General features: G+C 53.7%; 29 protein-coding genes. 3 read left to right on the top strand and 26 right to left on the bottom strand.

Annotation, left to right across the window (positions count from 1 at the left end):
- Positions 1–6 precede the first annotated feature (6 nt).
- The 7 genes from HGBM_RS25750 to HGBM_RS25720 form a co-directional block, all read right to left on the bottom strand.
- On the bottom strand, positions 7–2307 hold the full coding sequence (locus HGBM_RS25750; RefSeq protein WP_019123963.1) for an alkaline phosphatase family protein: 2301 nt from the start codon (positions 2305–2307) through the stop codon (positions 7–9).
- 241 nt (positions 2308–2548) lie between these two features.
- Entirely contained in the window at positions 2549–3631 is a 1083-nt protein-coding gene (tsaD, locus tag HGBM_RS25745; RefSeq protein ID WP_019123962.1) for a tRNA (adenosine(37)-N6)-threonylcarbamoyltransferase complex transferase subunit TsaD, read from the bottom strand.
- Positions 3624–4085 carry a ribosomal protein S18-alanine N-acetyltransferase gene (gene rimI / locus HGBM_RS25740; RefSeq protein ID WP_019123961.1) on the bottom strand — a complete coding sequence of 154 codons (462 nt, stop codon included), beginning with the start codon at positions 4083–4085 and terminating at the stop codon, positions 3624–3626. The genes tsaD and rimI overlap by 8 nt, the downstream gene beginning before the upstream one ends.
- The gene (gene tsaB, locus HGBM_RS25735) at positions 4082–4792 is read right to left on the bottom strand and encodes a tRNA (adenosine(37)-N6)-threonylcarbamoyltransferase complex dimerization subunit type 1 TsaB (RefSeq protein ID WP_019123960.1); all 711 of its coding nucleotides are present in this window, start codon (positions 4790–4792) and stop codon (positions 4082–4084) included. The genes rimI and tsaB overlap by 4 nt, the downstream gene beginning before the upstream one ends.
- Entirely contained in the window at positions 4773–5249 is a 477-nt protein-coding gene (gene tsaE, locus HGBM_RS25730; RefSeq protein ID WP_019123959.1) for a tRNA (adenosine(37)-N6)-threonylcarbamoyltransferase complex ATPase subunit type 1 TsaE, read from the bottom strand. The genes tsaB and tsaE overlap by 20 nt, the downstream gene beginning before the upstream one ends.
- Positions 5250–5303: 54 nt before the next feature.
- A complete protein-coding gene (thiL, locus tag HGBM_RS25725; RefSeq protein ID WP_026074662.1) occupies positions 5304–6302 on the bottom strand; it encodes a thiamine-phosphate kinase in 999 nt (332 codons plus the stop codon).
- 76 nt (positions 6303–6378) lie between these two features.
- Positions 6379–6834, bottom strand: coding sequence for a SprT family protein (locus tag HGBM_RS25720; RefSeq protein ID WP_026074661.1), 456 nt, complete (start codon positions 6832–6834; stop codon positions 6379–6381).
- 119 nt (positions 6835–6953) lie between these two features.
- Here HGBM_RS25720 and cmpA point away from each other — a divergent pair, with 119 nt between their 5' ends.
- The gene (gene cmpA / locus HGBM_RS30085; protein ID WP_019123956.1) at positions 6954–7079 is read left to right on the top strand and encodes a cortex morphogenetic protein CmpA; all 126 of its coding nucleotides are present in this window, start codon (positions 6954–6956) and stop codon (positions 7077–7079) included.
- Between the two features lie 18 nt (positions 7080–7097).
- Here the strand turns inward: cmpA and HGBM_RS25710 are convergent, their stop codons facing one another.
- The 14 genes from HGBM_RS25710 to HGBM_RS28645 form a co-directional block, all read right to left on the bottom strand.
- Positions 7098–9257, bottom strand: coding sequence for a Tex family protein (locus HGBM_RS25710; RefSeq protein WP_019123955.1), 2160 nt, complete (start codon positions 9255–9257; stop codon positions 7098–7100).
- Between the two features lie 122 nt (positions 9258–9379).
- Positions 9380–10171: an RNA polymerase sigma factor SigB gene (sigB, locus tag HGBM_RS25705; protein WP_019123954.1), complete on the bottom strand. Its 792-nt coding sequence runs from the start codon at positions 10169–10171 to the stop codon at positions 9380–9382.
- Positions 10137–10628 (bottom strand): anti-sigma B factor RsbW, encoded by a 492-nt coding sequence (rsbW, locus tag HGBM_RS25700; RefSeq protein ID WP_019123953.1) that lies wholly within the window; start codon positions 10626–10628, stop codon positions 10137–10139. The genes sigB and rsbW overlap by 35 nt, the downstream gene beginning before the upstream one ends.
- The gene (locus tag HGBM_RS28650) at positions 10628–11029 is read right to left on the bottom strand and encodes an anti-sigma factor antagonist (RefSeq protein ID WP_019123952.1); all 402 of its coding nucleotides are present in this window, start codon (positions 11027–11029) and stop codon (positions 10628–10630) included. Before HGBM_RS28650 ends, rsbW begins: the two co-directional genes overlap by 1 nt.
- Positions 11030–11057: 28 nt before the next feature.
- On the bottom strand, positions 11058–12062 hold the full coding sequence (locus HGBM_RS25690) for a PP2C family protein-serine/threonine phosphatase (protein WP_019123951.1): 1005 nt from the start codon (positions 12060–12062) through the stop codon (positions 11058–11060).
- Positions 12063–12078: 16 nt separating this feature from the next.
- On the bottom strand, positions 12079–12480 hold the full coding sequence (locus HGBM_RS25685; RefSeq protein WP_019123950.1) for an anti-sigma regulatory factor: 402 nt from the start codon (positions 12478–12480) through the stop codon (positions 12079–12081).
- Between the two features lie 283 nt (positions 12481–12763).
- Positions 12764–13114 carry a type II toxin-antitoxin system PemK/MazF family toxin gene (locus HGBM_RS25680; RefSeq protein WP_019123949.1) on the bottom strand — a complete coding sequence of 117 codons (351 nt, stop codon included), beginning with the start codon at positions 13112–13114 and terminating at the stop codon, positions 12764–12766.
- A gap of 3 nt (positions 13115–13117) precedes the next feature.
- Positions 13118–13417, bottom strand: coding sequence for a CopG family ribbon-helix-helix protein (locus HGBM_RS25675; protein ID WP_026074660.1), 300 nt, complete (start codon positions 13415–13417; stop codon positions 13118–13120).
- A gap of 153 nt (positions 13418–13570) precedes the next feature.
- On the bottom strand, positions 13571–14755 hold the full coding sequence (gene alr, locus HGBM_RS25670; protein ID WP_019123947.1) for an alanine racemase: 1185 nt from the start codon (positions 14753–14755) through the stop codon (positions 13571–13573).
- 2 nt (positions 14756–14757) lie between these two features.
- Positions 14758–15198, bottom strand: coding sequence for a hypothetical protein (locus HGBM_RS25665; RefSeq protein WP_019123946.1), 441 nt, complete (start codon positions 15196–15198; stop codon positions 14758–14760).
- A gap of 136 nt (positions 15199–15334) precedes the next feature.
- The gene (locus HGBM_RS25660; RefSeq protein ID WP_019123945.1) at positions 15335–16369 is read right to left on the bottom strand and encodes an outer membrane lipoprotein-sorting protein; all 1035 of its coding nucleotides are present in this window, start codon (positions 16367–16369) and stop codon (positions 15335–15337) included.
- Positions 16370–16615: 246 nt separating this feature from the next.
- Positions 16616–16999 carry a holo-ACP synthase gene (acpS, locus tag HGBM_RS25655; RefSeq protein ID WP_026074659.1) on the bottom strand — a complete coding sequence of 128 codons (384 nt, stop codon included), beginning with the start codon at positions 16997–16999 and terminating at the stop codon, positions 16616–16618.
- A gap of 187 nt (positions 17000–17186) precedes the next feature.
- Positions 17187–17432 carry a gamma-type small acid-soluble spore protein gene (locus tag HGBM_RS25650; protein ID WP_019123943.1) on the bottom strand — a complete coding sequence of 82 codons (246 nt, stop codon included), beginning with the start codon at positions 17430–17432 and terminating at the stop codon, positions 17187–17189.
- Positions 17433–17519: 87 nt separating this feature from the next.
- Positions 17520–17900 (bottom strand): multidrug resistance efflux transporter family protein, encoded by a 381-nt coding sequence (locus tag HGBM_RS28645; protein ID WP_019123942.1) that lies wholly within the window; start codon positions 17898–17900, stop codon positions 17520–17522.
- 99 nt (positions 17901–17999) lie between these two features.
- On the opposite strand from HGBM_RS28645, the gene HGBM_RS25640 reads away from it, so the two are divergent.
- The gene (locus HGBM_RS25640) at positions 18000–18251 is read left to right on the top strand and encodes a glutaredoxin family protein (protein WP_019123941.1); all 252 of its coding nucleotides are present in this window, start codon (positions 18000–18002) and stop codon (positions 18249–18251) included.
- A 49-nt stretch (positions 18252–18300) separates the two neighbouring features.
- On the opposite strand, the gene HGBM_RS25635 is transcribed toward HGBM_RS25640, so the two are convergent.
- Positions 18301–18639 carry an ArsR/SmtB family transcription factor gene (locus HGBM_RS25635; RefSeq protein WP_019123940.1) on the bottom strand — a complete coding sequence of 113 codons (339 nt, stop codon included), beginning with the start codon at positions 18637–18639 and terminating at the stop codon, positions 18301–18303.
- Between the two features lie 177 nt (positions 18640–18816).
- Here HGBM_RS25635 and HGBM_RS25630 point away from each other — a divergent pair, with 177 nt between their 5' ends.
- On the top strand, positions 18817–19089 hold the full coding sequence (locus HGBM_RS25630; protein WP_019123939.1) for a hypothetical protein: 273 nt from the start codon (positions 18817–18819) through the stop codon (positions 19087–19089).
- 29 nt (positions 19090–19118) lie between these two features.
- Here the strand turns inward: HGBM_RS25630 and HGBM_RS25625 are convergent, their stop codons facing one another.
- The 4 genes from HGBM_RS25625 to HGBM_RS25610 form a co-directional block, all read right to left on the bottom strand.
- A complete protein-coding gene (locus tag HGBM_RS25625) occupies positions 19119–19661 on the bottom strand; it encodes a GerMN domain-containing protein (RefSeq protein WP_019123938.1) in 543 nt (180 codons plus the stop codon).
- A gap of 18 nt (positions 19662–19679) precedes the next feature.
- Positions 19680–21338: an N-acetylmuramoyl-L-alanine amidase family protein gene (locus HGBM_RS25620; RefSeq protein ID WP_019123937.1), complete on the bottom strand. Its 1659-nt coding sequence runs from the start codon at positions 21336–21338 to the stop codon at positions 19680–19682.
- Positions 21339–21582: 244 nt separating this feature from the next.
- Complete coding sequence (locus HGBM_RS28640; RefSeq protein ID WP_019123936.1) at positions 21583–22077, bottom strand: hypothetical protein; 495 nt, start codon at positions 22075–22077, stop codon at positions 21583–21585.
- Between the two features lie 3 nt (positions 22078–22080).
- Positions 22081–22341 (bottom strand): hypothetical protein, encoded by a 261-nt coding sequence (locus HGBM_RS25610; protein WP_019123935.1) that lies wholly within the window; start codon positions 22339–22341, stop codon positions 22081–22083.
- Positions 22342–22441: the final 100 nt, after the last annotated feature.

Genomic DNA, 22441 nt, shown 5'->3' with positions numbered 1-22441 from the left:
CCGAACTTAAACGGCCGTCTTTTGCTCCGCTTCATCGCCGATCGCGGCGTAGAGGGCCGGGACGACGAAAAAGAGAATGGCGGTAGCGGCGGTGACAATGCCGGAATCATTGAGGAGCAGGCCAGCCAACGATCCGGCGATGATGCCGCCAAACCCTTTCACCATGTAGGGATGGCGGACGGAGAGCTGCCGCAGATAGCGATTGGGGCGCAGGCTCAACAGAGCGATCACGAACAGGGACACCGCGAACATCTTGCTCCACGCGGAGACGCGAATGAGCCGCCAGTTCATCTCCAGCTTCCGCTGTACAATCCGCCCGATCTCTTCCCAATTGCCCGCAACCAGCTCATGGGCGGCCCTTCCCACATGGGTGGGCGGCCCTTGTGACAGCAGATTGCCGGCAACCAAAATGACCACCCCCAGAAGCAAGCCTCCTGCCGCCAGCAGCAGGCTTTTTTTGCTTGCCTTCCAGCCCTCCAGCCGGGCAATAGCGACGCCAAATCCGACACAGCCGGCGAGAAAACCTCCTGCATTCGTGCCCAGCGTCGGGGCAGCCATGTAAAACAGGATCAAGGCAAAACCCGCCGCCGCCAGCCAAAAACGGCCTGACCGCAGACCCGGCTTGCCTCTCTGGATTGATGACCGCCTCCCTTCGTACAAGGCGGCGAACAGCAGTACCCCGGCTCCGATCAACACTCCCTCGTATTCGTTGCCAAGCCCGTAAAACCTCGCCCCGATGACGGGATCATAGCCCATATAGGAACGCCGCATCGCTTGCGCACCGAGGAAGCCGTCCATCAGGATCGCGAGCACGGTACATCCCGCCACGGCGGCAAACAAGCGGGGATAGGGCCAGTGCCCGCTAAGCCGGGCTGCTCCGAGCGCAAGCAGCATTGCCGTGCTAATCATGGCCGCTGGCGGGATCGACAGCGGGAGCAGCGGCTCCAGAAGAAACAAGACAGGGAAAAACATCATCGCCAGCAAGCCCAGCCTGGCCGTATACCGCAGAAACGGGACGTCCCGCCTTTGGATCCGTTTGTTCCACACCCACAGCACCGAAGCGTACAGGAGGACGATGATTTGCAGCATGACGTACGTATACATCACGGTTGAACGATTGCGGTAAATGTGGTCGATTCTCTTTACTTCCGTCACGAGCTGTCCGAGCCCCCCTGCCGCCTCCGGAAGCAGGGCGGATTTGCTTTTGATCAACGGGCTTGGTCCAGCCTCTGCAGCCTTCGTGATGACATGTCCCGCCAATCCGGGAGGCGCGGGAAGCGAAAACCACGATAAAATCGTCGGCAGGACGTCCAGGCCGCTGACGACTCCTTGCTGGCGCGTCGTCGCCGATGTGAGCAGCCCGCTCGCCGCAGACCCCTTCCACACCGCGATCGGGGTCAATAGTGATTTTTCTTTTCGGGCCAATTCGTTCGGCACCGGCGAGAGCAGCATGATCAACTGCCCCGATTGGCGGCTGCTGATCACTTTTCCCAGGAAAGCGTCAAGGTCCGACATGATTCTCTGATACAGCGCCTGAAAATGACCCGGGTCCATCAGCTCGCGAAAGCGGTACAGCCTGGCCAGATCAGCCAGCTGGATGACTGTCAGTCCAGGCTGGCGCCCAGCCGTCAGACAATCGTACAGGTAGTCGTAATCAGTTCTCACCCCGTAAGGATAATCCGGTGCGGACAGCAAACAGCGGCTTGTCACGTCTCCGCGGGAGATCTCCCCCTGTTGGTTCATGGCCAAGAGAGCAGCGTGGCGGGCTCTGGTCACGCCGTAATCTCCGTTGCCGTACAGGGCCACCTCCACTCCAGCCTGCTGCAGCCTCGACCCGAGCAGACCGATGCGGGAGGTGAACGGCTTGTTTTCGTTATCCAGCTTCAAGCGGAAGATGCCTGGAAACAAAATGGCCCCTGTTGCCGCCTCCCGCCGGTCTTTCCCGGTCACTTGGCGCATCCTGTCAGCCGCAAGCACGCCAGACTCTATCTCTTCATTCGCCCCGTAGGCGGTATCACTCCGCTTGTTGTAGAGTGCCTGCCCTCCGCTTCCCATCTGCAGATAGGCATTCGCTTCCGTGCGCGGGCCGCCGAAGCGAATCGAAAGAGCCCCCCAATCGGCTCGTTCCATCCATTTGCCCACTTGTGGATAGCCCCGCAGCTGCGATACATCGGCAAAGGAAAGCCCTTCTACGGAAATCACGACGACTTGCCGCTTGCCGGTCGGGAGTTGCGCGTGAACCGTTTTTGTACAGGACAGATTGACCAGCAGAGACAGCGACAAAAAGAATGCGAGATACTTGTGCATGACGACCTCCCTGTGGAAAAAGCTCCGTCCAAGCTGTTGGTATCCCTTTAGTGTATCCCGGATTTCAACAGACTTATCCACCATTTCCACAAGATAATCCACAGGCCGGATGAGGTTTCAGCAAGTATCCACCAAGTTATCAACATTTTCCACAACCCTTTGCCTGGGTTTTACCGGGAAAATTGTTCACGGCTGTGGATGCAATAAAAAAATCGCCCGTTTCAGGCGATTTTCTGTCAACTTAGAAGGAAGTCAGCGGCAGTCCCGGCACCCCGTTTAAATCAAGGGCGGCAAACTGGCGCTTCTGATAAGAGACATATCCGGCAGCTGCAATCATCGCTGCGTTGTCCGTACACAGCGAGATCGGAGGGACGACGAGCTCGACTCCCGCTTTTTGGCAGCTGTCGGCCAGCGCCCGGCGCAATCCGCTGTTAGCCGCCACGCCGCCGGCTAACAGCACTTGTCTGGCGCCATACGTCATCGCTGCCCGTATCGTCTTTTCTACCAGAACTTCGACGACAGACTCTTGGAAACTGGCCGCCATGTCAGCCGGCTCCACCTTCTCCCCCCGCTGCTCTGCGTTGTGCAGGGCGTTCAGCACAGCCGACTTTAAGCCGCTGAAGCTGAAATCGTACGAATCCGGCTCCAGCCAAGCCCGCGGCAGCGGTATGCCTGCCTGTCCCGCGGCGGCCAACCGGTCGATATGCGGACCGCCCGGATACGGCAGACGGAGCGCCCGCGCCACCTTGTCATACGCTTCCCCGGCGGCGTCGTCCCTGGTCTCTCCAAGGATGGCGTACTCGCCGTGCCGCTCCATCAGGACCAACTCGGTATGGCCGCCCGACACGACCAGGGAGACGAGCGGAAACTCCATCTCCTTGACCAGCCGGTTGGCATAAATATGGCCGGCAATGTGATGCACCCCGATCAAGGGAATCCCGCGGGTGAAAGAAAGCGTTTTTGCCGCCGCCACGCCAACCAGCAAGGCGCCGACCAGCCCGGGACCGTAGGTGACGGCAATCGCCGAAATATCGTCAAGTGTTGTTCCGGCCGTTTCCAAGGCCTGATTGATTGTCAGCGTAATATTTTCCACATGCCGGCGGGAAGCCACTTCTGGTACGACGCCGCCAAACTTTTTGTGAATCTCCGCCTGTGAGGCGATGATGTTGGAAAGAATCGCCGTTCCGTCCTGTACGACTGCCGCAGATGTCTCGTCGCAGCTGGTCTCTATGCCGAGGATCAATGTCGGTTTGCCTGACTGCACATGCCGTTGATAGGTTTCCTCTACCCGCTGTTCATAGCGCGACATTTTCGTTTTATTCACGAAGCTTCACCCACATAATCAATGCGTCTTCATTGTTGTCCGAATAATACCTTTTTCGCCGCCCGTGCTCCTTGAACCCCAGCTTGGCATACAAGTTTCGCGCAACCTGATTGGACGGGCGCACCTCCAGCGTCATCTGCGCGCCTCCCAGCGATTTTGCCAATTCCATCATCTGCCGCATCAACTGTTCCCCGATTTTTTGACCGCGGCTGTCAGGGTGAATCGCTATGTTGGTAATGTGCGCCTCATCCAGGATCAGCCACATCCCGCAGTAACCGATGACGCGCCCGCCCCGGACCGCGACGACGTATTTGGCATTCCGGTTAATCGTCAGCTCGTTGACAAAGGCCTCAAGCGGCCACGGCGTGGGAAACGACAGGCGCTCCAACTCGGCGACCGCCTCCACGTCCTCCAGTGTCATAAACCGAAACTCTACAACGTCATGTTCGTTCATGTCGAACAACCTCTTGCCTTCAGTTTGGCCTCAGCCTCAGCCAGCTGCAGATACTCGGGAACGAGTTGATGGACATTTCCCGCTCTCCCGATCTGCTTTGCCGCTAACCAGCCTATGCCGGCCGCCCGGGGGTGGTTAAAGAACGGAGGCGCAAATTGCGCCTGCTCGCCCAGTACTTCCGTGATCACACTGCGGTGAATCGACACATCATCACCGAGGAACAAAACCGGCCCGTCCGCTGCGGCCTCGGCTGCCATCGGCAGCCAATCCCTCAGCAGGATGATCCGCTCCGGCAGCACCTCACGGGCAGTCATGTCGGGACCGGATCGGTAGCCACCCGTGTAAACCTGTCCCCGCCTGGCGTCAAACAAAGGGACGATCATACCGGAGTACCCGCCTGCATTGGCTGCGACAGCCTGCAGACTGGAGACGCCGATCACGGGAATGTTGAGTGACCAGGCCATGGTCTTGGCGGTTGCCACTCCGATCCGTACCCCCGTATAGGAACCCGGCCCGCGGGCGACCGCTATCCCGTCCAACTGATCCGGGCCGAGGTCCAGGCTGTCCAACAATTGAGAGATGCTTTCCATCAGCCGGACCGAGTGATTTTTATTCAGATTGGTCGTCCACTCGCCAAGAACGCGCTCTTCCTCCACCACCGCCGTACTCAGGACGAGGTTGGACGTATCAATTGCCAAAATGCGCATGCTTTCCGATCTCCTCGCACAATTCTTCATAACGCCTGCCCCTCGGCTCCAGGCGGCAGCGACGCGCCTGTCCTTCTCCAACTGAGAGAGTGACGGTCAGACGCTCCTCCGGCAGCACCGGTTCGATCAGGGAAGCCCACTCGACTACAGAGACGCCATCCCCGTAGAAATACTCGTCCAAACCAAGCTGATCAGCGTCATTCTCCACACGGTAAACATCCATGTGGTACAGCGGCAAGCGGCCGGCATACTCCTTGATGATCGTAAAGGTGGGACTGTTCACCCCTTCGGCGACCCCCAGGCCGCGAGCCAGGCCCTGTGTAAAGGTGGTTTTTCCCGCCCCGAGATCTCCCTCCAGGGCCAGCACGTCCCCCGGCTGCAAATATTCCGCCAGCCGTCTTGCAAACTGCTGCGTTTCTTCTGCACTTGCAAACGTCCAAACGTACGGTTCGACCATACGTCACTTCCTCCTGTTCTTTCTGACAATCCCCGCTATCCTTCCAACAGACCTTTACGCAAAGTGGTTATACCCGCCTTTTTCAAGCGGGCGACAGCCTTCCTGGTCTGCAAGCCACACACCCGGCGCTCCCGGCTCTACTCTGCCGATCAAATACAGCGGCAGACCACTGGCCGAAAACTGCTCCGCAATCGGAGAGGCCGCTCTGACCGTCCCGACCAGCTGATAGTCTTCACCGCCGAATAAAGCCCATGCCAGCGGATCTTGCCCAACACTGGCCGCATATGCCTTCACTTCACGGTCGAGCGGTATCTTGTCCCGCTCGATCAGCATGCGAACTCCGCTTGCTTCGGCAATTTCCCACAGTTCGGAGGCAAGGCCGTCGCTGACGTCGTTTAACGCCCCGGCAAGGCCGCTCGCCAGCAGCAAGCGGCCTGCCTTCACCTGGGCTTCGGGACGTTGATGAAATGCCGCGACAGACTTCCAGTCCCGGCCCACTTCGCCACCGGCAGCTTTGGCCTTGAGCAGCATGGCCAGTCCCGCAGCAGACCCGCCTACCGGGCCGGTAACAAAAATCGCATCTCCCGGCCTGGCGCCGCTTCGAAGCAGCGCTCGCCCGGTTTCCACTTCTCCGAGGACGGTAATGGACAAATAGAGTGCATCGGGCGTCGAGACGGTGTCACCGCCGATGATCTGCACCCCGTACCGTTCGCAGGCTTCGTACATCCCGTCGTAAATCCGTCGGCACTCCGGCGGCGACCATCGGCTGGAGATGCCGATGGACACCAGGGCGTACCGGGGGATGCCTCCCATCGCGGCAATGTCGCTCACATTGCTGACAAGGGCCTTATAGCCGATGTCTTCCGGCTGCATCGTTTCCCGCAGAAAATGGACGGTCTCGATCATCGTGTCACAACAAGCAACGATTTGCATTCCGGGGGGCGGAGTAAAAACCGCGGCATCATCACCGATTCCTACTGACAGGCCGCCTTGCGCGTGCTGCGCCCCCCGTTTGGTCCACTCGCGTATGAGAGAGAATTCATCGTGTGACAGTGCCCCCGCCCCCCTTCCATTCTTGATTTTCCCATTATAGCCGTTGCCTCGTCGGCTGTGCAAGGAAACAGGCAGGCTACAAACCCTCCAGGCGCAATTTCCCGCGGCAGCGCCCGCACACAAAGCGGGCCGGGTCGACTTTGCGCTTGCGTTTGTAAGACATGCCGCAATCCCGGCAGATCAGCGCGTACTTGTAAGGCAGGACTCTTGGCCCGCCGGATACCTGTCTGCAGTAGCGCGATCCTCCCACCTGCTGCAGCAGGGAGCGAAACGCTTTGTCACCGTGTCGATACCCTTGGCCCGATAGATGCAGATGGTAATGGCACAGCTCGTGTTTGATGATCCCGATCAATTCTTCTACGCCGTGTTCCTGCAGGTGGCGGGGGTTTAGTTCGATGTCGTGGGTACGCAGGAGATAGCGCCCGCCAGTCGTTTTGAGCCGGCTGTTAAACCGGGCCAGGTGGCGAAACGGTTTGCAGAAAAACTGCAAGGATATCTGTTCTACCAATTTTTGCAGTTCCTGGTCAGTCATCATGGCATTCCCTTCTCCTGTCATCCGGGGCGGCTATTTACCCGCGCGCGGACAGGTACCGCCCCGTTTCCTTAGGCATACACTGCATGTAAACGTGAAACGCTACAGGAGGTGCCTTCATGCCGCAGTGGATGCGTAAACAACTGCAGCGGGCCTTCTACGGGAAGGACATCCGGCAGATACGTCTCCTCAACAGTTGTTGGTTTTTATACTTGGAAAAACACGGCGGCCGTCCCCTCGAATAGGACGGCCACGCCTTTTCTCTACTGGCCAGGGTCGATCATCGTCAGCCCAACGCGCTGCCGCTGTTCGTCGATGTCTGCCACCCACACATCGACAATATCGCCAACGGTTACGACCTCCAGGGGATGTTTGACAAAGCCTTTTCGCAGCCGCGAGATGTGGACAAGCCCGTCGTTTTTCAGCCCGATGTCGACGAATGCACCGAAATCGACGACGTTGCGCACGGTTCCCTGCAGCTTCATCCCAATACTTAAATCGCTTAATTGCAATACGTCTTTGTGCAGGAGCGGTTTGGGCAGCTCATCCCGCGGGTCGCGCCCCGGTCGCAGCAGACTGTCGACGATATCGCGCAATGTCGGCTCGCCAATCCCCAATCGCTCCGCTGTGGCCGGTAAATCCAGGGCCGATAACCGCTCGCGGCAGACCTCGCTGCCAATTTGGCCGACGGGCAGCTCAAGCATGTCCAACAACCGGTTGGTCGCCTCATACGATTCAGGATGGATCGGCGTCTTGTCGAGCGGGTTCTTCCCATCCATCACCCGCAAGAAGCCGATGCACTGCTCATACGTCTTCGCCCCCAGCCGGGGGACCTTTTTCAGTTGGGCGCGGTCGGTAAACTTGCCGAGCTCTTCGCGCAGCTTTACGATGTTGGCCGCCACCTGCTTGTTTATGCCCGACACGTACTGCAGCAGCGAGGGAGATGCCGTATTCACGTCAACCCCGACGTGGTTGACCGCCGACTGCACGACAAATTGCAGACATTCGGCCAGCCTTGATTGTGAAACGTCGTGCTGATATTGGCCTACCCCGACCGACTTCGGATCGATTTTGACCAACTCCGCCAGCGGATCCTGCAGGCGACGAGCGATTGAAATGGCACTGCGTTCGGCGACGTCAAGCTCCGGAAACTCTTCCTTGGCGAGCGCCGAGGCGGAATAGACCGATGCCCCCGCTTCGTTGACGATGATATAGAAAATTTCCTTGTCGATTTCCTTCAGGACATCTGCCACGAACTGCTCCGTCTCGCGTGAAGCAGTCCCGTTGCCGATCGCCACGATTTCGACATTGTACTTTGCGATGAGCTTTTTCACCACATCGCTCGCCTCCGCCACTTTATTCAGCGGGGGAGTCGGATACACGACAGCGACGTGAAGCAGCTTGCCGGTTTCATCCACGACAGCCAGCTTGCAGCCCGTTCGATAAGCTGGATCGACTCCCAGGACGACCTTGCCTTTCAGGGGCGGCTGCAGCAGCAGATTCCGCAGATTTTCCGCAAAGATGTGGATGGCCCGCTCCTCGGCTGCTTCGGTCAGCTCTCCGCGCACTTCCCGCTCAATGGAAGGGGCGATCAAGCGCTTGTAACTGTCGTCCAAAGCAGCCTCTAAAAGCTCGCGAACCACCGTTTGGCGGGAAATGTAGCGGCGCTGCAGGAATGACCGGATCTCCTCGGTTGGCGCTTCGATGGATACCTTTAAAATGCCTTCTGCTTCGCCGCGGTTAATAGCCAGGACCCGGTGCGGAACGATTTTCTTCACAGGCTCGCTGTAGGCGTAATACATTTGATAGACGTTTTTGCCGTCTGCTTCCGTTTCCTTTTGCTCGCTGCCAAGGATGCCTTTTTGATAGGTCGCCTGGCGGATCCACTTGCGAACCTCGGCATCGTCAGAAACCACTTCGGCGATGATGTCCATCGCTCCCTGGAGCGCTTCTTCTGTCGACTCTACGCCTTTTTCCGGATTCACGTACGGCTCCGCCATCGCTTCCGGCGTTCCGCTGGTCGGCAGTGAGAGCAGCAGCTGGGCCAGCGGTTCCAGCCCTTTTTCCTTGGCCGCTGTCGCCCTGGTTCTGCGTTTTTGTTTGTATGGCCGATACAAATCTTCCAATTCTTGAAGTTTCCTTGCTTGTTGAATCGCTTGGGTCAGTTCTTCCGTCAGCTTTCCCTGTTCATCGATGAGGCGGAGTACTTCTTCCTTGCGTTCCGCCAGGTTTCGCAAATAACGAAGCCGCTCTTCAATGGTGCGAATCTCGGTTTCGTCCAGCTGGCCTGTCATCTCCTTGCGATAACGGGCGATAAACGGAACTGTATTTCCCCCATCCAGCAGTATGATCGTCTGCTCTACCTGGTGGGTTTTTACCCCGAGCTCTGCGGCGATCACGCCGGCCATCTGTTTGATCTCCATGAGCTGTACATCCTCCTGTATTCAGCCAAAATCCATGTTTATTGTATCATAAAGCGGAGCGGAAACCGGAATGGGGAACCTATGAAAACAGGGAAGCCTCTTTGTCTTCCGGCTTCCCCAGGTCATTTTTCAACCAGTGCGTTCGCGTCATGCCACAGCGCCTCGCGCAGCTTGGAAAGAGCCCGGCGCTGCAACCGGGATACGTGCATTTGCGAGATACCCAATAAATCACCGGCCTGCTTTTGGCTGAGATTGTCGTAAAAAGTAAGATAGATGATTTCCTTTTCCCGCTCGCTGAGCACGTGCAGCGCCTTGGACAGGGTCAACTGCCGCTCAACGCGGCCGTACTCTTCCTCCTCGCTGCCGATCAAATCGAGCAAAGTAACGGTACTGCCGTCGCTATCCGCTTCAATCTCGGTGTCGACAGACAAAGCATGATAGTTTCGCGTCATCTCCATCGTCTCAAGAACTTCCTCTTCACTTACGTTAATGTGCCGAGCGATATCTTCAATTTGTGGGGAACGTTGAAGTTCTACTGTAAGATGGTCAACCGCTTTCTTAATTTTCGGACCTAGCTCCTTAATCCGCCTGGGCACGTGTACGCTCCACGTTTTGTCGCGGATATACCGCTTGATCTCGCCAACGATGGTAGGGATGGCAAAGCTTTCAAAACTGCGGCCAAATGACGGGTCGTAACGCTTGAAGGCAGCCAAGAGGCCGATCATGCCGACCTGAACCAGATCCTCCAGCGGTTCATTGCCGTACGCAAACCGCGTTGCCAGGGACTCCACCATCCCTCTGTAGTTCATCACGAGCTGCTGCTGGACCTCCTCGTCCCCATCCTGCTGATACAGGGCGATGAGCTCGCAAACGTCTGCCTTATTGATTCCGATTGCTTGTGATTTCGTCGACACCTTTTGCCTCCCCATCCCGCACAACGTACTTCGTCATCGCCACGACAACTCCCTGATTCTCACTGATTTCCACCTTGTCCATCAAGCTGTGAATCAGGTAGAGACCAAGCCCCCCCTCAGTCAAGTCAGCAATATCGCGATGCTTGTCGATCGGCCCAAGCTTTGCTTTCATTCCCTCCAGATCAAAACTGGAACCTTGATCAGCGACAATGATCTCCAGACAATCTTGCCTCACCAGGCATTGAATCAGCACCTGACCAATATGCTCCTCCTGGTACGCATGGCGAACGGCATTGGTGCAAGCCTCCGCAACAGCCAGCTTGATATCCTCAATGTCTTCATAAGAAAAGCCAAGTCGGTTGGCGACACCGGAAACCATCAGGCGAGCAACGCCGATGTAATCAGTCCGGGCAGGAAACGTCAGCTCAATCTTGTCGCCATCACGTTTTTCACCCATTACGGTTCCTCCTTCGGATCAGCTGAAACCACGTCAAACCGCTTTTGCAAGGAAGCCTGATCCTGTTGTCCGGCCACAGATTCCGCCCGAGGAGTCACTGGAATGATATCGATGAGGCCGGTAATCCGAAACAACCGTTCGATGCGAGGTGTAACATTTTGAATGGACAGCCTGCAGCCCGTCTGCTGGGACAGTTTCAACGCGCCTACGAATACGCCAAGCCCCGTACTGTCCAGGTACGAAACCTCTGCCAGATCAACCACCACGCTTTGATTGGCCGGCCGCTGAACCAATGGGACGAGTTGATCGGAGAGCTGAGGCGCCGTATGTGCATCCACTTCGCCCGCTACCAGCAGTTTGGTCCCATTTTGAATCGCTATTGTCTGCATTGTTATGTTCATCGTGTATCCTTCCTTCCCTGCCAAGACTTTACACGACCCGGCGAATCACAATCATCGTATGATCATCAGGTAATTCCAGATTGGACAGCAGTAGAAGCTTTCGATAGAGATTTTCAGCGATTTGCTGTGCCGGAGAGCCGATCTCTGCCTGGATGAGATCGGCAATATTTTCCCGCTGCAAAAAGCGGCCCCCTACCTTGCGTTCGGTTACGCCATCTGTCATCAGGATCAACAGATCTCCCGGCTCTATATCAATCTCGTACTCCTGGTAATCCACATCAGGCGTGACACCCAATACCAGCCCCCGGCTTTCCAAATCGTACAGACGCCCTTTGGAGGCACGGTACCAAAATCCCGGCTCGTGGCCGGCGACAGCGTAACGGAAACGGTGCAGGCAGGTATCGTACATCCCATAAAACATGGTGATAAACATGCCGGGCTCGATATTGCGCTCCACCACGCCGTTGAGGCGGCCAAGCATTGCAGCCGGGGTGATCCGCTGATCCAAAAAGCTGTCCATCGCGTACTTGATCATCGACATGCAAAGGGCGGCCGGAATGCCCTTGCCAATAATATCTGCAAGCGCCACGCTAAATACTTGATCGTCATGTTTGGCAAAATTATAGTAATCTCCGCTCATCTGCTTGGCCGGTACACTGATCAGCCCGATCTCAACCTGATCAAACTGTGGAGAGGTGCGGGGAAGCAGCGTCTGCTGCATGGTAGCGGCCACTTCTATTTCCGATTCGAGCTGCTGCTGCCTGCTCCGCAAACTGCGATATTCCCGAAAGGCTATTCCATATTCTATCATAACCTCTGTCAATAATTGGAACGAATCCTTGACGAGCTCAGGCAGTTCCACAGTCTCTGCCAGTGCCCGTACATGAAAGTCCACGATTTCTTCCGGTGCTACGTGATGTGCCCGAAGCCATTTGCTAAGCTGTTGGCCAAGGTACAACTGGTCTTCTCCCCGACCTCTTAGAAAGGCCTGTAAAATCTTTCGGTATTCATCTTCCCATTCTTGCCGGGCCATCGAAAAAAATCCCCTTTCAATCGCTCCACTTTATCACTGTCACAGAGGTTCCCTTGCCGGGGATGCTTTGAATGGAGAACTCGTCCATTAACCGCTTGACAGCAGGCAGACCGGCGCCCAGCGCTCCCGAAGTAGAGTAACCATCCTCCATCGCCTTGCGTATATCTCGTATACCCGGCCCTTGGTCTTCCGCCACAATCCTGAGTCCGATGGCTTTGCCCCGCTCGATGGGAGTAATCGTGACCGTCCCCTTTTCAGCGTAAAGAAAGATATTTCGCGCCAGTTCAGAAATCGCCGTGGCAATCCTTGATTGAACAATGTTACCGAAGTTTAAATCTTTTGCAATATTTCGACCCGTCTGTCTGGCAAGGACGATGTCTTGCTCTGTATGTATCGGTATGCGATAAACCACGGCCATGACTGCGACTCCCTTCGCCTGAAATCTTTCGTCCCCAGTGCCACGTGTCAAATTTTGTCTGATTTTCTGTTGTTGTTTATTCGCTATCGCAAGCCGCAAATCCTGCTTTAATGGTAACAAAAGTGACAAAAAGATAATTACACTAAAAAAGCTTCTATCGAAGCCTTTTCGATGAAGCCGGTTCTTCTTTGGTGTAACCCTTTTATGCCGATAGGAAAGCTGTGCTTTCCTATGCGGAAAAAAAAACCACTTAACCTGTTCAGGTATGAGTGGTTTTCTACTGTTAAAAGTCGATTAATCCCAAACTTATCTGGAGCGAATCATTCACACGTTCCATCATCTCATCGTCAAGATGCGTAATCTTATCCGTAAGGCGCTGCTTGTCAATGGTCCGAATCTGCTCCAACAGGATGACGGAGTCGCGATCAAACCCGTACAATTTCGAGTCGATTTCCACGTGAGTGGGTAACTTTGCCTTTTGGATCTGAGCGGTGATAGCAGCGACGATGACGGTCGGACTAAACCGATTGCCAATATCGTTTTGAATGACTAATACAGGTCGAACTCCTCCCTGTTCAGAGCCGACGACAGGTGAAAGATCTGCAAAAAACACATCGCCACGTTTGACAATCACCAGCTACACCCCGCTAACTAAGCGGTCCAAGGTGTGATCGGCTTCTTCTTCCGCCTCAAATGCCTCCGATGCCATCTTTAAGTTGATTTTGGCCATCTCAATGTAGCCCTTTTGCATCGTCTCGCGGATAAAGCGTTTTTTACGTTCTTTTAGATACAAACTCATCGCCTGGCGAATCAATTCGCTGCGATTGGATTTTTCTTTTTCCACTACGCCATCCACTTCCTGTAAAAGGTTCTGCGGCAAGCTGATCATTATGCGTTTCGTGTTTGTCTTCGACAAGACATACCCACCTCCAACCATGGCCATTACATCTGTCTAATTCCCGTACCGCGATTCCGCTAGCAACAATACCATTATGTCGAACCGTATGCAAAAATATACATATTGCCGGTGTATCAGGTAAACTATTCGCGGTATTACGCGAAAATCCTGCTTGTCAAACGGTAAAGCATTTTAGCATATATTGACGATTGGATTTGCTACCTGTGTGATCTTTCCATCCCGCAGGTAGACGCGAGGGACACGACGGTTCAACATGCAAGCGACCTCATAGTTGATCGTCCCCAGCTCGGCTGCCACCTCGTCAAGGCTGATCTCTTCGTCTCCCTGTCTGCCGTATAGGACAACCTCGTCGCCAACTTCCGCGTTTTTCTGTTCAATCTTGATCATCAACTGGTCCATGCAGACTCTCCCGACAATCGGCACGCGGTTGCCGCGATGCAGCACATAACCGCGGTTGGACAGCATCCGCGAATATCCGTCTGCATAGCCTACAGGCAGTGTGGCTACCTGTTCTCCGGCAGACGCCGTGTAGGTAGCGCCGTAGCTGACCGTATACGCTTCCTCGGGCATTTTCACATGGGCGATACTGGTTTTTAGCGACAGCGCCGGAGTCAATGTCAGGTCCCTGCGCTGTCTGAGATAAGGCGAAGGGTATAGTCCGTATAAACTTATGCCTAAGCGGATCATATCATACCCCCATTGCGGAAAGACAATCGCTGCCGCACTGTTGCAGCAGTGAACCTTGGGCAGTTGATATCCCCTTGCCTGTAACATTTGTAATAACGCTTGGAATTTCACATGCTGCTGCAGGACATGGGACGTATCTTCTTCGTCTGCACAGGCAAAGTGGGTAAAAATGCCCGTCCAGCGAAACAAACGGCTTCCGCGGATTGCCTCAACCAGTTCAACCAGTTCCGCTTCCGTCCGAACTCCAAGCCTGCCCATCCCGGTATCGACCTTGACATGCAGCCGCAGCGGTTCGTCCTGTTCTGCCTGTCCGTGCAGCCTTTGCTGTACCTCTTGCACCCATTTGCGCTGGTAGACGGTAAGCTCGATGTTCCACCTCAAGGCTTCTTCCGCTGCGTCGGACGGTGTGTAGCCCAATACGAGTATTGGAGCGGTTATTCCTGCCCGGCGGAGCGCAATCGCTTCATCCAATAAAGCTACGGCCAAAGAGCTTGCACCGCTGGCCAGGGCTTCTTGTCCAACTTGAAGTGCCCCGTGTCCATAACCGTCTGCCTTGACGACGGCCATGATCTCCGTCCGTTCGGGAATGTGGCGGCGAAAAGCCTGAACGTTTGCACGTATGGCATCCAGATCGATTTCCGCCCACGTATTGCGACAATACTGCCTCATTACTATCGCCTCTTATTCTTTCGTTTGAATCGCAGCAGCTGTTCGTTTAATTTTGCCAGGAAGTCGCGCGAGACCATCAGCGAATACCGCTTCCCGTTTATCTTGTAGAAGTGACGCCCCTCGATTGCCTCCTCTACCTCGCTTAGAGGATACGCCGTCTCCTTGTTTCCCATTGAGATGATCAGATGCGTTCTGGTCAGCGTATAGCGAGGGCGCAAGACCGCTTTGTAGGCAAATGGCGCAAGACCTACGACGGCAATCGCAATCCCTATGGCAATCACTTTAAACTGAACGCTTTGCGAATCAATAAAAATGGACGCAAGCAAGATGCAGAAAATAAAAACCAGCACTTCGATGATCCGCATTTTAAAGTTTTTTCGTAAAAGCAAATCGCCATAAGCAGATTCCGCTTGATACAAAACCTCTGCATCTTTCGGTTTCATTCCTAAGCCGTCACCTCTCGACATACATACGCGTATATTATCGCTTTTTCGCATCTGCTGTCAATTCACAGATTTCCCCGGTTACGCCTGTAAAGAAAAAGAGGAGGGAATTCCCGCCTCTTTTTCCAGCTGCATGTTATTTTCCGCTTACGCCGTATGTCGAACTGGCTACTCGGACCATTTCCTCTTCGGACAAATCACCGGTAAGTGTGTACTCGACGCCGTCCAGTTCCCAGGTGAGCAGCCGTCTTTGCTCGCTTGTGCTGGTCAAGACTCCAATGGTAAAGCCAAGATCCACAGGAAGGCCTTGTTCATAAGAAACCGTAGCAGCGTTGGGACGCGATTCCATCAGCTTGTAATTGGAAGAATCCCCCTGATAGTGCAGGACGACAACGGGTTCCCCGTTTTGTGTCAAGGATTCCGTACCGATCAGTTTCACCCCGTCGGGAACGTATTCTGGAACAATCACCCCAAATGGTCCCGAAGGCGCCTTCCCGGCCATGCCGTTCTGGGAAAGGGCAGGAATCGACCCGAGAGCCCCGGTCATGTTGCGGTCCTTGTCAAATGCATCCTTTTCAAAGGTAGGGTTAAAGGTAAAATTGCTGAAGGTAATTTCGACCACGGTATTCATGTTGCTATCCATTATTTCAGCCTTTGCCGGTTTAAAATCCTCGCTCATCCATATCTTTTGCTTCGTTAATGAACGGTTGCCGCTGTAATTGGCTTTTACCTCGAATACGTACTGATTGCTCTCCATCTTCAGTTGCCGCTCCGGGTCGTCGACGATACTGCTTACGAGCGTTTCATACAGGTAAAGCGGTCCGTTGTTTTCCGGCCAGCCGCTCTGGAACCGGAAGCTTTTGTTCAGGTGGGGGGTGAGAACAAAAACTCCCTCGTCATTCCGCAGGATGATCTGCGTAATGTTGCGCTGCTTTGAAGTCAGCGCGACCCGATAGTTCGACGGCTTTGAGTACCATACCTGAACGTCGTATTTCTGCGGGGTTGAACCTGTCTGCAGGGTTAAAACGGCGTCAGTTTTGTACCCGGTCAATTTTTCCATCGTATTGCTCAGATCCCCGACAACATCTTCCGGCGATTTCTTACCGAAGCAGCCTGTCGTCAAAACGGAAAGTAGCAGCAGCAAAACCAACCAAATAGCTCCCCGTTTCATCCAATGAATTCCTCCTTGTCAGTTATTCGACAGAGGAAGGCAACCCTGTCTATTTCCAGGGAAATATGTCATCCGGGCGAATCTCACTATTTCATTGCATGAAAGTTGGGAAAATAACGAGATGGGAGAAAATGAGACAGTGATATCGCTGACAGGCGGACGGATACTCCCTTTGACATTCAGGTGGTCCCTCCTAATCTACGCGATATATATCTATGTCCATCCTCGTCCCAATATGCAGACAAGTTACGCTTGTTCAAGAATCACTTGGGCAATGGCGTATGTATCTGAATGCGAAATGCTCAGGTGGCATACGGGCGTTTGCAAAAGCCCGTACCTTGCCGCCAATACCTCTTGTTTGATCCGCAGGAAAGGCGCTCCGTTATCTTCCCGCAGCACTTCAATATCCTGAAAGCCGACATGGGCGCCAATTCCCGTTCCGAGCGCTTTCGCGGCGGCTTCCTTGGCCGCAAAACGGCCTGCGATGTATTCCAATGACCGGCGATCGCCTTTGGGCAAAAGTTCCCTTTCCTTGTCGGTCAATATCCGCTGAACGAATGTTGGTTTCCGCTGCAGCAATTCCGCGATCCGGTCGATTTCAATCAGATCGATTCCCATTCCTACTATCACTTGTCTCTCACCTCTTCTAAGCCCATTATGACAAAATGAGCGGGAAAACACACATACGAATTGCGGGAAAAGTACCGGGAAAAAGTGACTCCGACTGGGCAGGCGTTGCCAAGGCCTGCGCATTTTTCTCTGGGTAAATACGTAAAGGCCCTCGCCGTTTAGTTGGCGAGGGCCTCTTGTAATCAGTTTATTGATTTGCGTTGTTATTTTGGGCTGCTTTGGCAGCAGATTGCTGGTTTTGACGGCGTACCTGGGATACGTTCGTCTCACTAGCAAATTCAGTAGCAGCGTTTTGAGCAGCACCTTGTTGTTGTGCATTGGCAGCAGATTGCTGGTTTTGACGACGTACCTCAGATGCGTTCGTCTCGCTGGAGAATTCGGTTGCTGCGTTGATACCTGCTTGGTTCATACCAGCTTGGTTACGTTTTGCCATGATGGTTCACCTCCTCCACGTCTGTACATAATGTGCTCAGTGACGCGAAGAGGTATCCACCCATTTTTTGACATGCATAAGTCCAAATCAGTCGAATGCTGCTGGCGGCTGCCGTTTCTTTTTACTTCCCCTGCTTTGCATGACAATGCCCAGACAGACAACCAATATTCCCACAACCGAGACAAGCGAAGGTCCATTTTCGCCGGCAAAACAAATTCCGGCGTAAAAAATGCCAAAACCTACTGTGCCCCAAATGAACCAAACAGCGAACCTGCGGCGCAAATCAGCAAACAGCTTGCTTGCGCTGCCTTTTAGTGTCACAACGGCAAGCAGCAATGGTATCATAAATAAAAAACGAAGGGAGGCACTCCAGGCAAAGGAGCCGCCTTCCAGGCTCATCGAACGGTTTAAAATGAAGGTGGCCGAGAAAAATAAAGCTGCGATAATGCCAATCAAGACTGATCTCAATGCTCATGTCCGCCTTTCCGAAAGTGAAGGCAAAGTGTGTAACCAAGCAGGAAATGATTGAACGTTCCACGAAAAGACAGGTAAAGGAGTGATACCATCATGGCTGTAAAACTGATTATTTATACCCAACCGACATGCGGTCCTTGCCAGGAAGAAAAAATGTGGCTGACGCAGCAGGGGATTTCCTTTGAAGATCGAAATATCCGTGAAAATACGGTGTATTTCAACGAGGCTGTCGACCTGGGAGCCAATGCTACGCCTGTAACCCTGATTGAAAAAGAAAACGGTGAGCGCAGCGTCATTCACGGTTTTGACAAAGAATCCCTCAAACGGGAACTGGGGCTTTCGTGATCATAAGCAGAAAGGTGAAGCAAGCGCTTCACCTTTCTGCTTTCAACCTTTAATACACTACACTGACCTTATCGCGTTCCGCATTGGCCACTACGTGTTTCAGATCAGGAAGTTGCTCCAATATCAGTTCCATCATCGGTTGGCACTCGTTGCTGACAGAATAATATACCCAGGGCCCTTTTCGCGTTTCTTTCACTAATCCCTGCATTCTTAACTTTGCCAAATGTTGGGAAACGGATGGCTGAGAAGCTTGCAAAATTTCTACCAAGTCACGCACACAAAGCGATTTCGCATGCAACAACGCCATAATCGTAAGTCGGGTCTTATCTCCAAGGAGTTTAAACAATTCTGCCATCAACAGTATTTGCATCATGTCCGTGGAATCCATATTCCTCCCCGCCTTTATTTCATTTTTCTGCTACCCATTATTCTATACGAAAAACCTGGATTGGAACAAGGCTTTTCCAAGATACTCCGGCACTGCCTGTATATTGCGGCATAAAGCGAAAGGTTTTCCGGGTAACGAATGTCTCTTTGGAGAAAACTTTATGAAAGGAGTGGTCGGATGCTGAAAATTGTCGTTGTGGAACCAGGTCAGGCAGCGGTCGTACGGGAAGTGGAACACGGAATCGATTCGTTAAAGGGGATCGTTGGCGACTTCAAGTCGGAGCGGTTTGGCCATTATCAGCTGCTCCGAAACCCGAGTTCCGGCGCTTTTGGCCCGTTTGTCGTCACCAAAATAGAGACCGACGGAGACGGCGAGGTCGGGGCATTCGGCTCCTTGACAGACCAGGATGTGAAAAACATTCGCAGACAGCTTGAAGAAACAAGCGGCTAGCCCAAAAGCAGGCTAACCGCTTGTTTTGCTCAGTCACGTGTTAAAGGTTCTTCGATGCTGACATGGCCCATCAGCGATTCCGTAGGTTTTCCGTCCACCAGAATGCGGATTTTCTCCACCTCGGAAAACTGGAACAGCGTCTGTTTTAACGCATCGATCGCAAACGCTTCTCCTCCTGAACCGAGATTGTACTGGTTGTCCCCTTTGGCGTCGATAGTCAGCTCTCCGTCCTTGAAGGAAATGGAGTGGTAAGCGAAATTTTTCCAAAGCGGCACATGGCCTTCTTCGTCTGACTCTCCGAGCAATGAAATGGCGGCCTCGTACTTCTCCGTATCGTCACTGTAATTGACCACCCGCTCTTCCGTTACCAGCTTGGTAAGATCGCTGTCCGAATAGTAGACGGTCAGCTTGGTAGAAGCCCCCTGTATTTCCTGTACCGGCGAATTAGGGTTATTTGGCTCCTGTTCCACCTGATTCGTATCAGAAGGCGGAAGAGCCTGTTTTCCCGATCCGCAAGCAGTCAGCAGAAGGGCTAGAGCAAACAGGAAAAAGAAACTGCATAAGCGTCTCATAACAACCTCCAACTACTCCTATTTATTTTTTTCGTAATACTCTCGGATCGCTGCAACCAGCGCCCGTGCCACTTGATCCTGAAACTTCGGATCCACTAACTTTGCGTTTTCGACGCTGTTGGTCAAAAATCCGGTTTCAGTCAATACCGCAGGCATTTTCGTATTTTTGATCACGTAGAATCCCGACGTATGAACGCCGCGGTCAGGGAATTGGGTTGCCCCGACCAGGTGGCGGTGAACGATTTCAGCCAGCTGTTTGCTGTTGGCGTTGTAGTAATAGGTCTCTGTTCCCCTCGTTTGCGGTTGGAACGAGTTGGCGTGAATCGACAGGAAAACATCGGCATCATAGTCGTTTGCGATCTGAACGCGCTCTTTCAGTTCCAGGAAGACATCTGTTGAACGCGTAGCGACAACCTGAAACTCGGGATACTGTTTCAGCAGTTCCACTACCCGATTTGCGACAGCGAGATTGTAATCTTTCTCCTTATTTCCGGCTATGCCCAATGCCCCCGAATCGTGTCCGCCGTGGCCGGCGTCGACGACGATGAGAAAGCCTGATTTTCCGAAGAGCGCGATGCCGAGTCCGTCATCATTCTGCTCAAGCTTGTAGGTGGCTTTTCGGTCGAGCTCAAGGACTACCCTGACCGTGTAGGGGGCGTCGCTGTATTGGCTGTAGCGTATGCTTTTAATCAGTGGAGGCAGCGCCGGATTGGCTGTAGTGCCAGCGGTCTGTTGTACCGCTTGGCCTGCCTCGTAGCTCGTAGCTGTTTCTGCTGAATCCGCAGCCGGTGCTGCATCGTTTTTTCCTGCCTGGTAAGCCACTCCCAGCCCATCTGCTTGCAATCCGTCCTCCAACTCGTCGGACAGGATGGTATTGGGCAAATCGATCACAATCCTGCGCGGATCCGTCAAGGTAAAGGTTTTAGGGGTGCCAGGTTTATCGATGGCGAGCCGCACTTTCTCGCCGTCCACGACAATCGCGTCGAGGCGGCTTACCCTTTCCACCTTGACCGAATTCCGCTCTTTATCCCAGTCTATTTTTGCTCCAAGCAATTCTTGGACCTCGGCTAGAGAGGCTGCGACGACAGAATCGATCGTCTTGCGGGACGAGAGTTTTTTCACATCCAGCACTGTACCCAGCTGTTCGGCTATCTTCCCCACCGGCAGATACAACTGTCCGTCCCATTTATAAGACTTCATCGTACTCGTGACATTCAAGCCGTTGATCTGCAGCGAAATCGGCTGATTGACCACAACGGTCTGCGATTCGTTGTCCCATCCAACGGTTGAACCGAGTGCTTCGCCGACAAATCGCAGCGGCAGCAGCATTCGGTCCTTATGTAAAAGTGGCGGTGCATCCAGTTGTACGGTTTTTCCATTGACGGTTGCTTGTTTTTGGTTGAGCCTGAGAACCAACTGATGGTTTCCCTTGTTGACGGTAGCGGTAAAGCTGTCTTGGTCCCAGTCGACCTCCGCTCCCAAGCCCTCGGCAATAACCCGGATCGGCACCAGCGTCCTGTCGTTTTGCATGATCGGCGGGACCTCGGGTTGTACCAGATTCCCCTCGATCATCAGACGAATCTGATCCGTCCCTGAGCCCGAAGCCGCAGCGGTCATACCGGGAATGATGAACAACAAGCTGAGAAACACAAACAGCGGCGCAACATACTTCCTCATTCCTGTCCTCCCTTGTTTCTTGATGATCTATACTCAACACGCATAAGCGGGATTACCAGTCGTCGGATTTTGTCGGTCACATTACATTAGACGCCGGTTGTCCAAAAAAGTTTTCTAGTAGTTTAGGACTAAAAAAAGCTTCTGTCGAAGCCCTCTCGAAGAAGCTGGTTCTTCTTTAGTGGAAGCTTTTTATACCGACGCAAAAAAGAGGACCTGCTGTTGTGAGCGGTCCTCAAATAAGGGATCAGGCCCTTCGGCGCCGGCTTTCGGCGGGCTCTGGCAGCGCTTTGGTTTTCAGCCCGCCACTGGCGATGAACTGCTGAATCATGTTCATCACCACCGGATTGGAGAGAAGCTTCATTGATTCTGCTACCTTCATTTTTTTCAGCTGTGGAACCATCTCGACCAACTGCGGTAAAAGCGGCAGCAGGTCCTGCAGCGGAAGAGCTGTTTTTGGCGGTTCCTCCACTGTTACCGCAGTCTTTTTTCTGCGCCCTAACACTCCGCGCCCGCCAGACTGCACCGGTTTGAGCTTGGAGACAATCTCTTTTACCTCCCCGAGTTCCTGACGCAGCGAGCTGATCTCCGCACTCAACTGCTCCTGGCGGCCTGCCTGAACCTCATTCATTTGCTGCAGCGCATTTATGATCTCTTCATACGGGGGTTTTGGCCTGGTTTCCGTCTTTTTTTGCGGTTTTGCCTTTGCTGTGAGCGGTTTTGTCCGTGCCGTGGTGTTCACCCCCTATTTGCGGAACCCTTTTTTAATCCGGTTCAAAACACTCGGCTTGATGCCTCGTTGGGTCAACTTATCGATCATGCTCTCGGCATCTTCCGTACGCGCCATTTTGCGAAACCGGGCGACGTAATCATTCAATTGCTGATCCGTAAATGCCTTGCCCGACTTTTGGCCGATTTCCCTGAGCAAATCCTTCAGACCGGCGTCCGTCCGCAGCTTTTCCTTGGGAACGGACTTTACGATCTTTAACAATTGATCGATGTCCAAATCCTCTCCTCCTTCAACATCCCTCTCCATTACTCTATGTCAGTGCATGTCAGCAGGATTGGTCATCTGTCCATAGGAGGAGCACCTATTTGCATGATCG

The organism is Brevibacillus massiliensis, from assembly GCF_000311785.1.
In the GTDB taxonomy this organism is placed as follows: Bacteria; Bacillota; Bacilli; order Brevibacillales; family Brevibacillaceae; genus Brevibacillus_C; species Brevibacillus_C massiliensis.
Note: the sequence above shows the minus strand (reverse complement) of the source record. Positions and strands in the feature narration are given on the sequence as shown.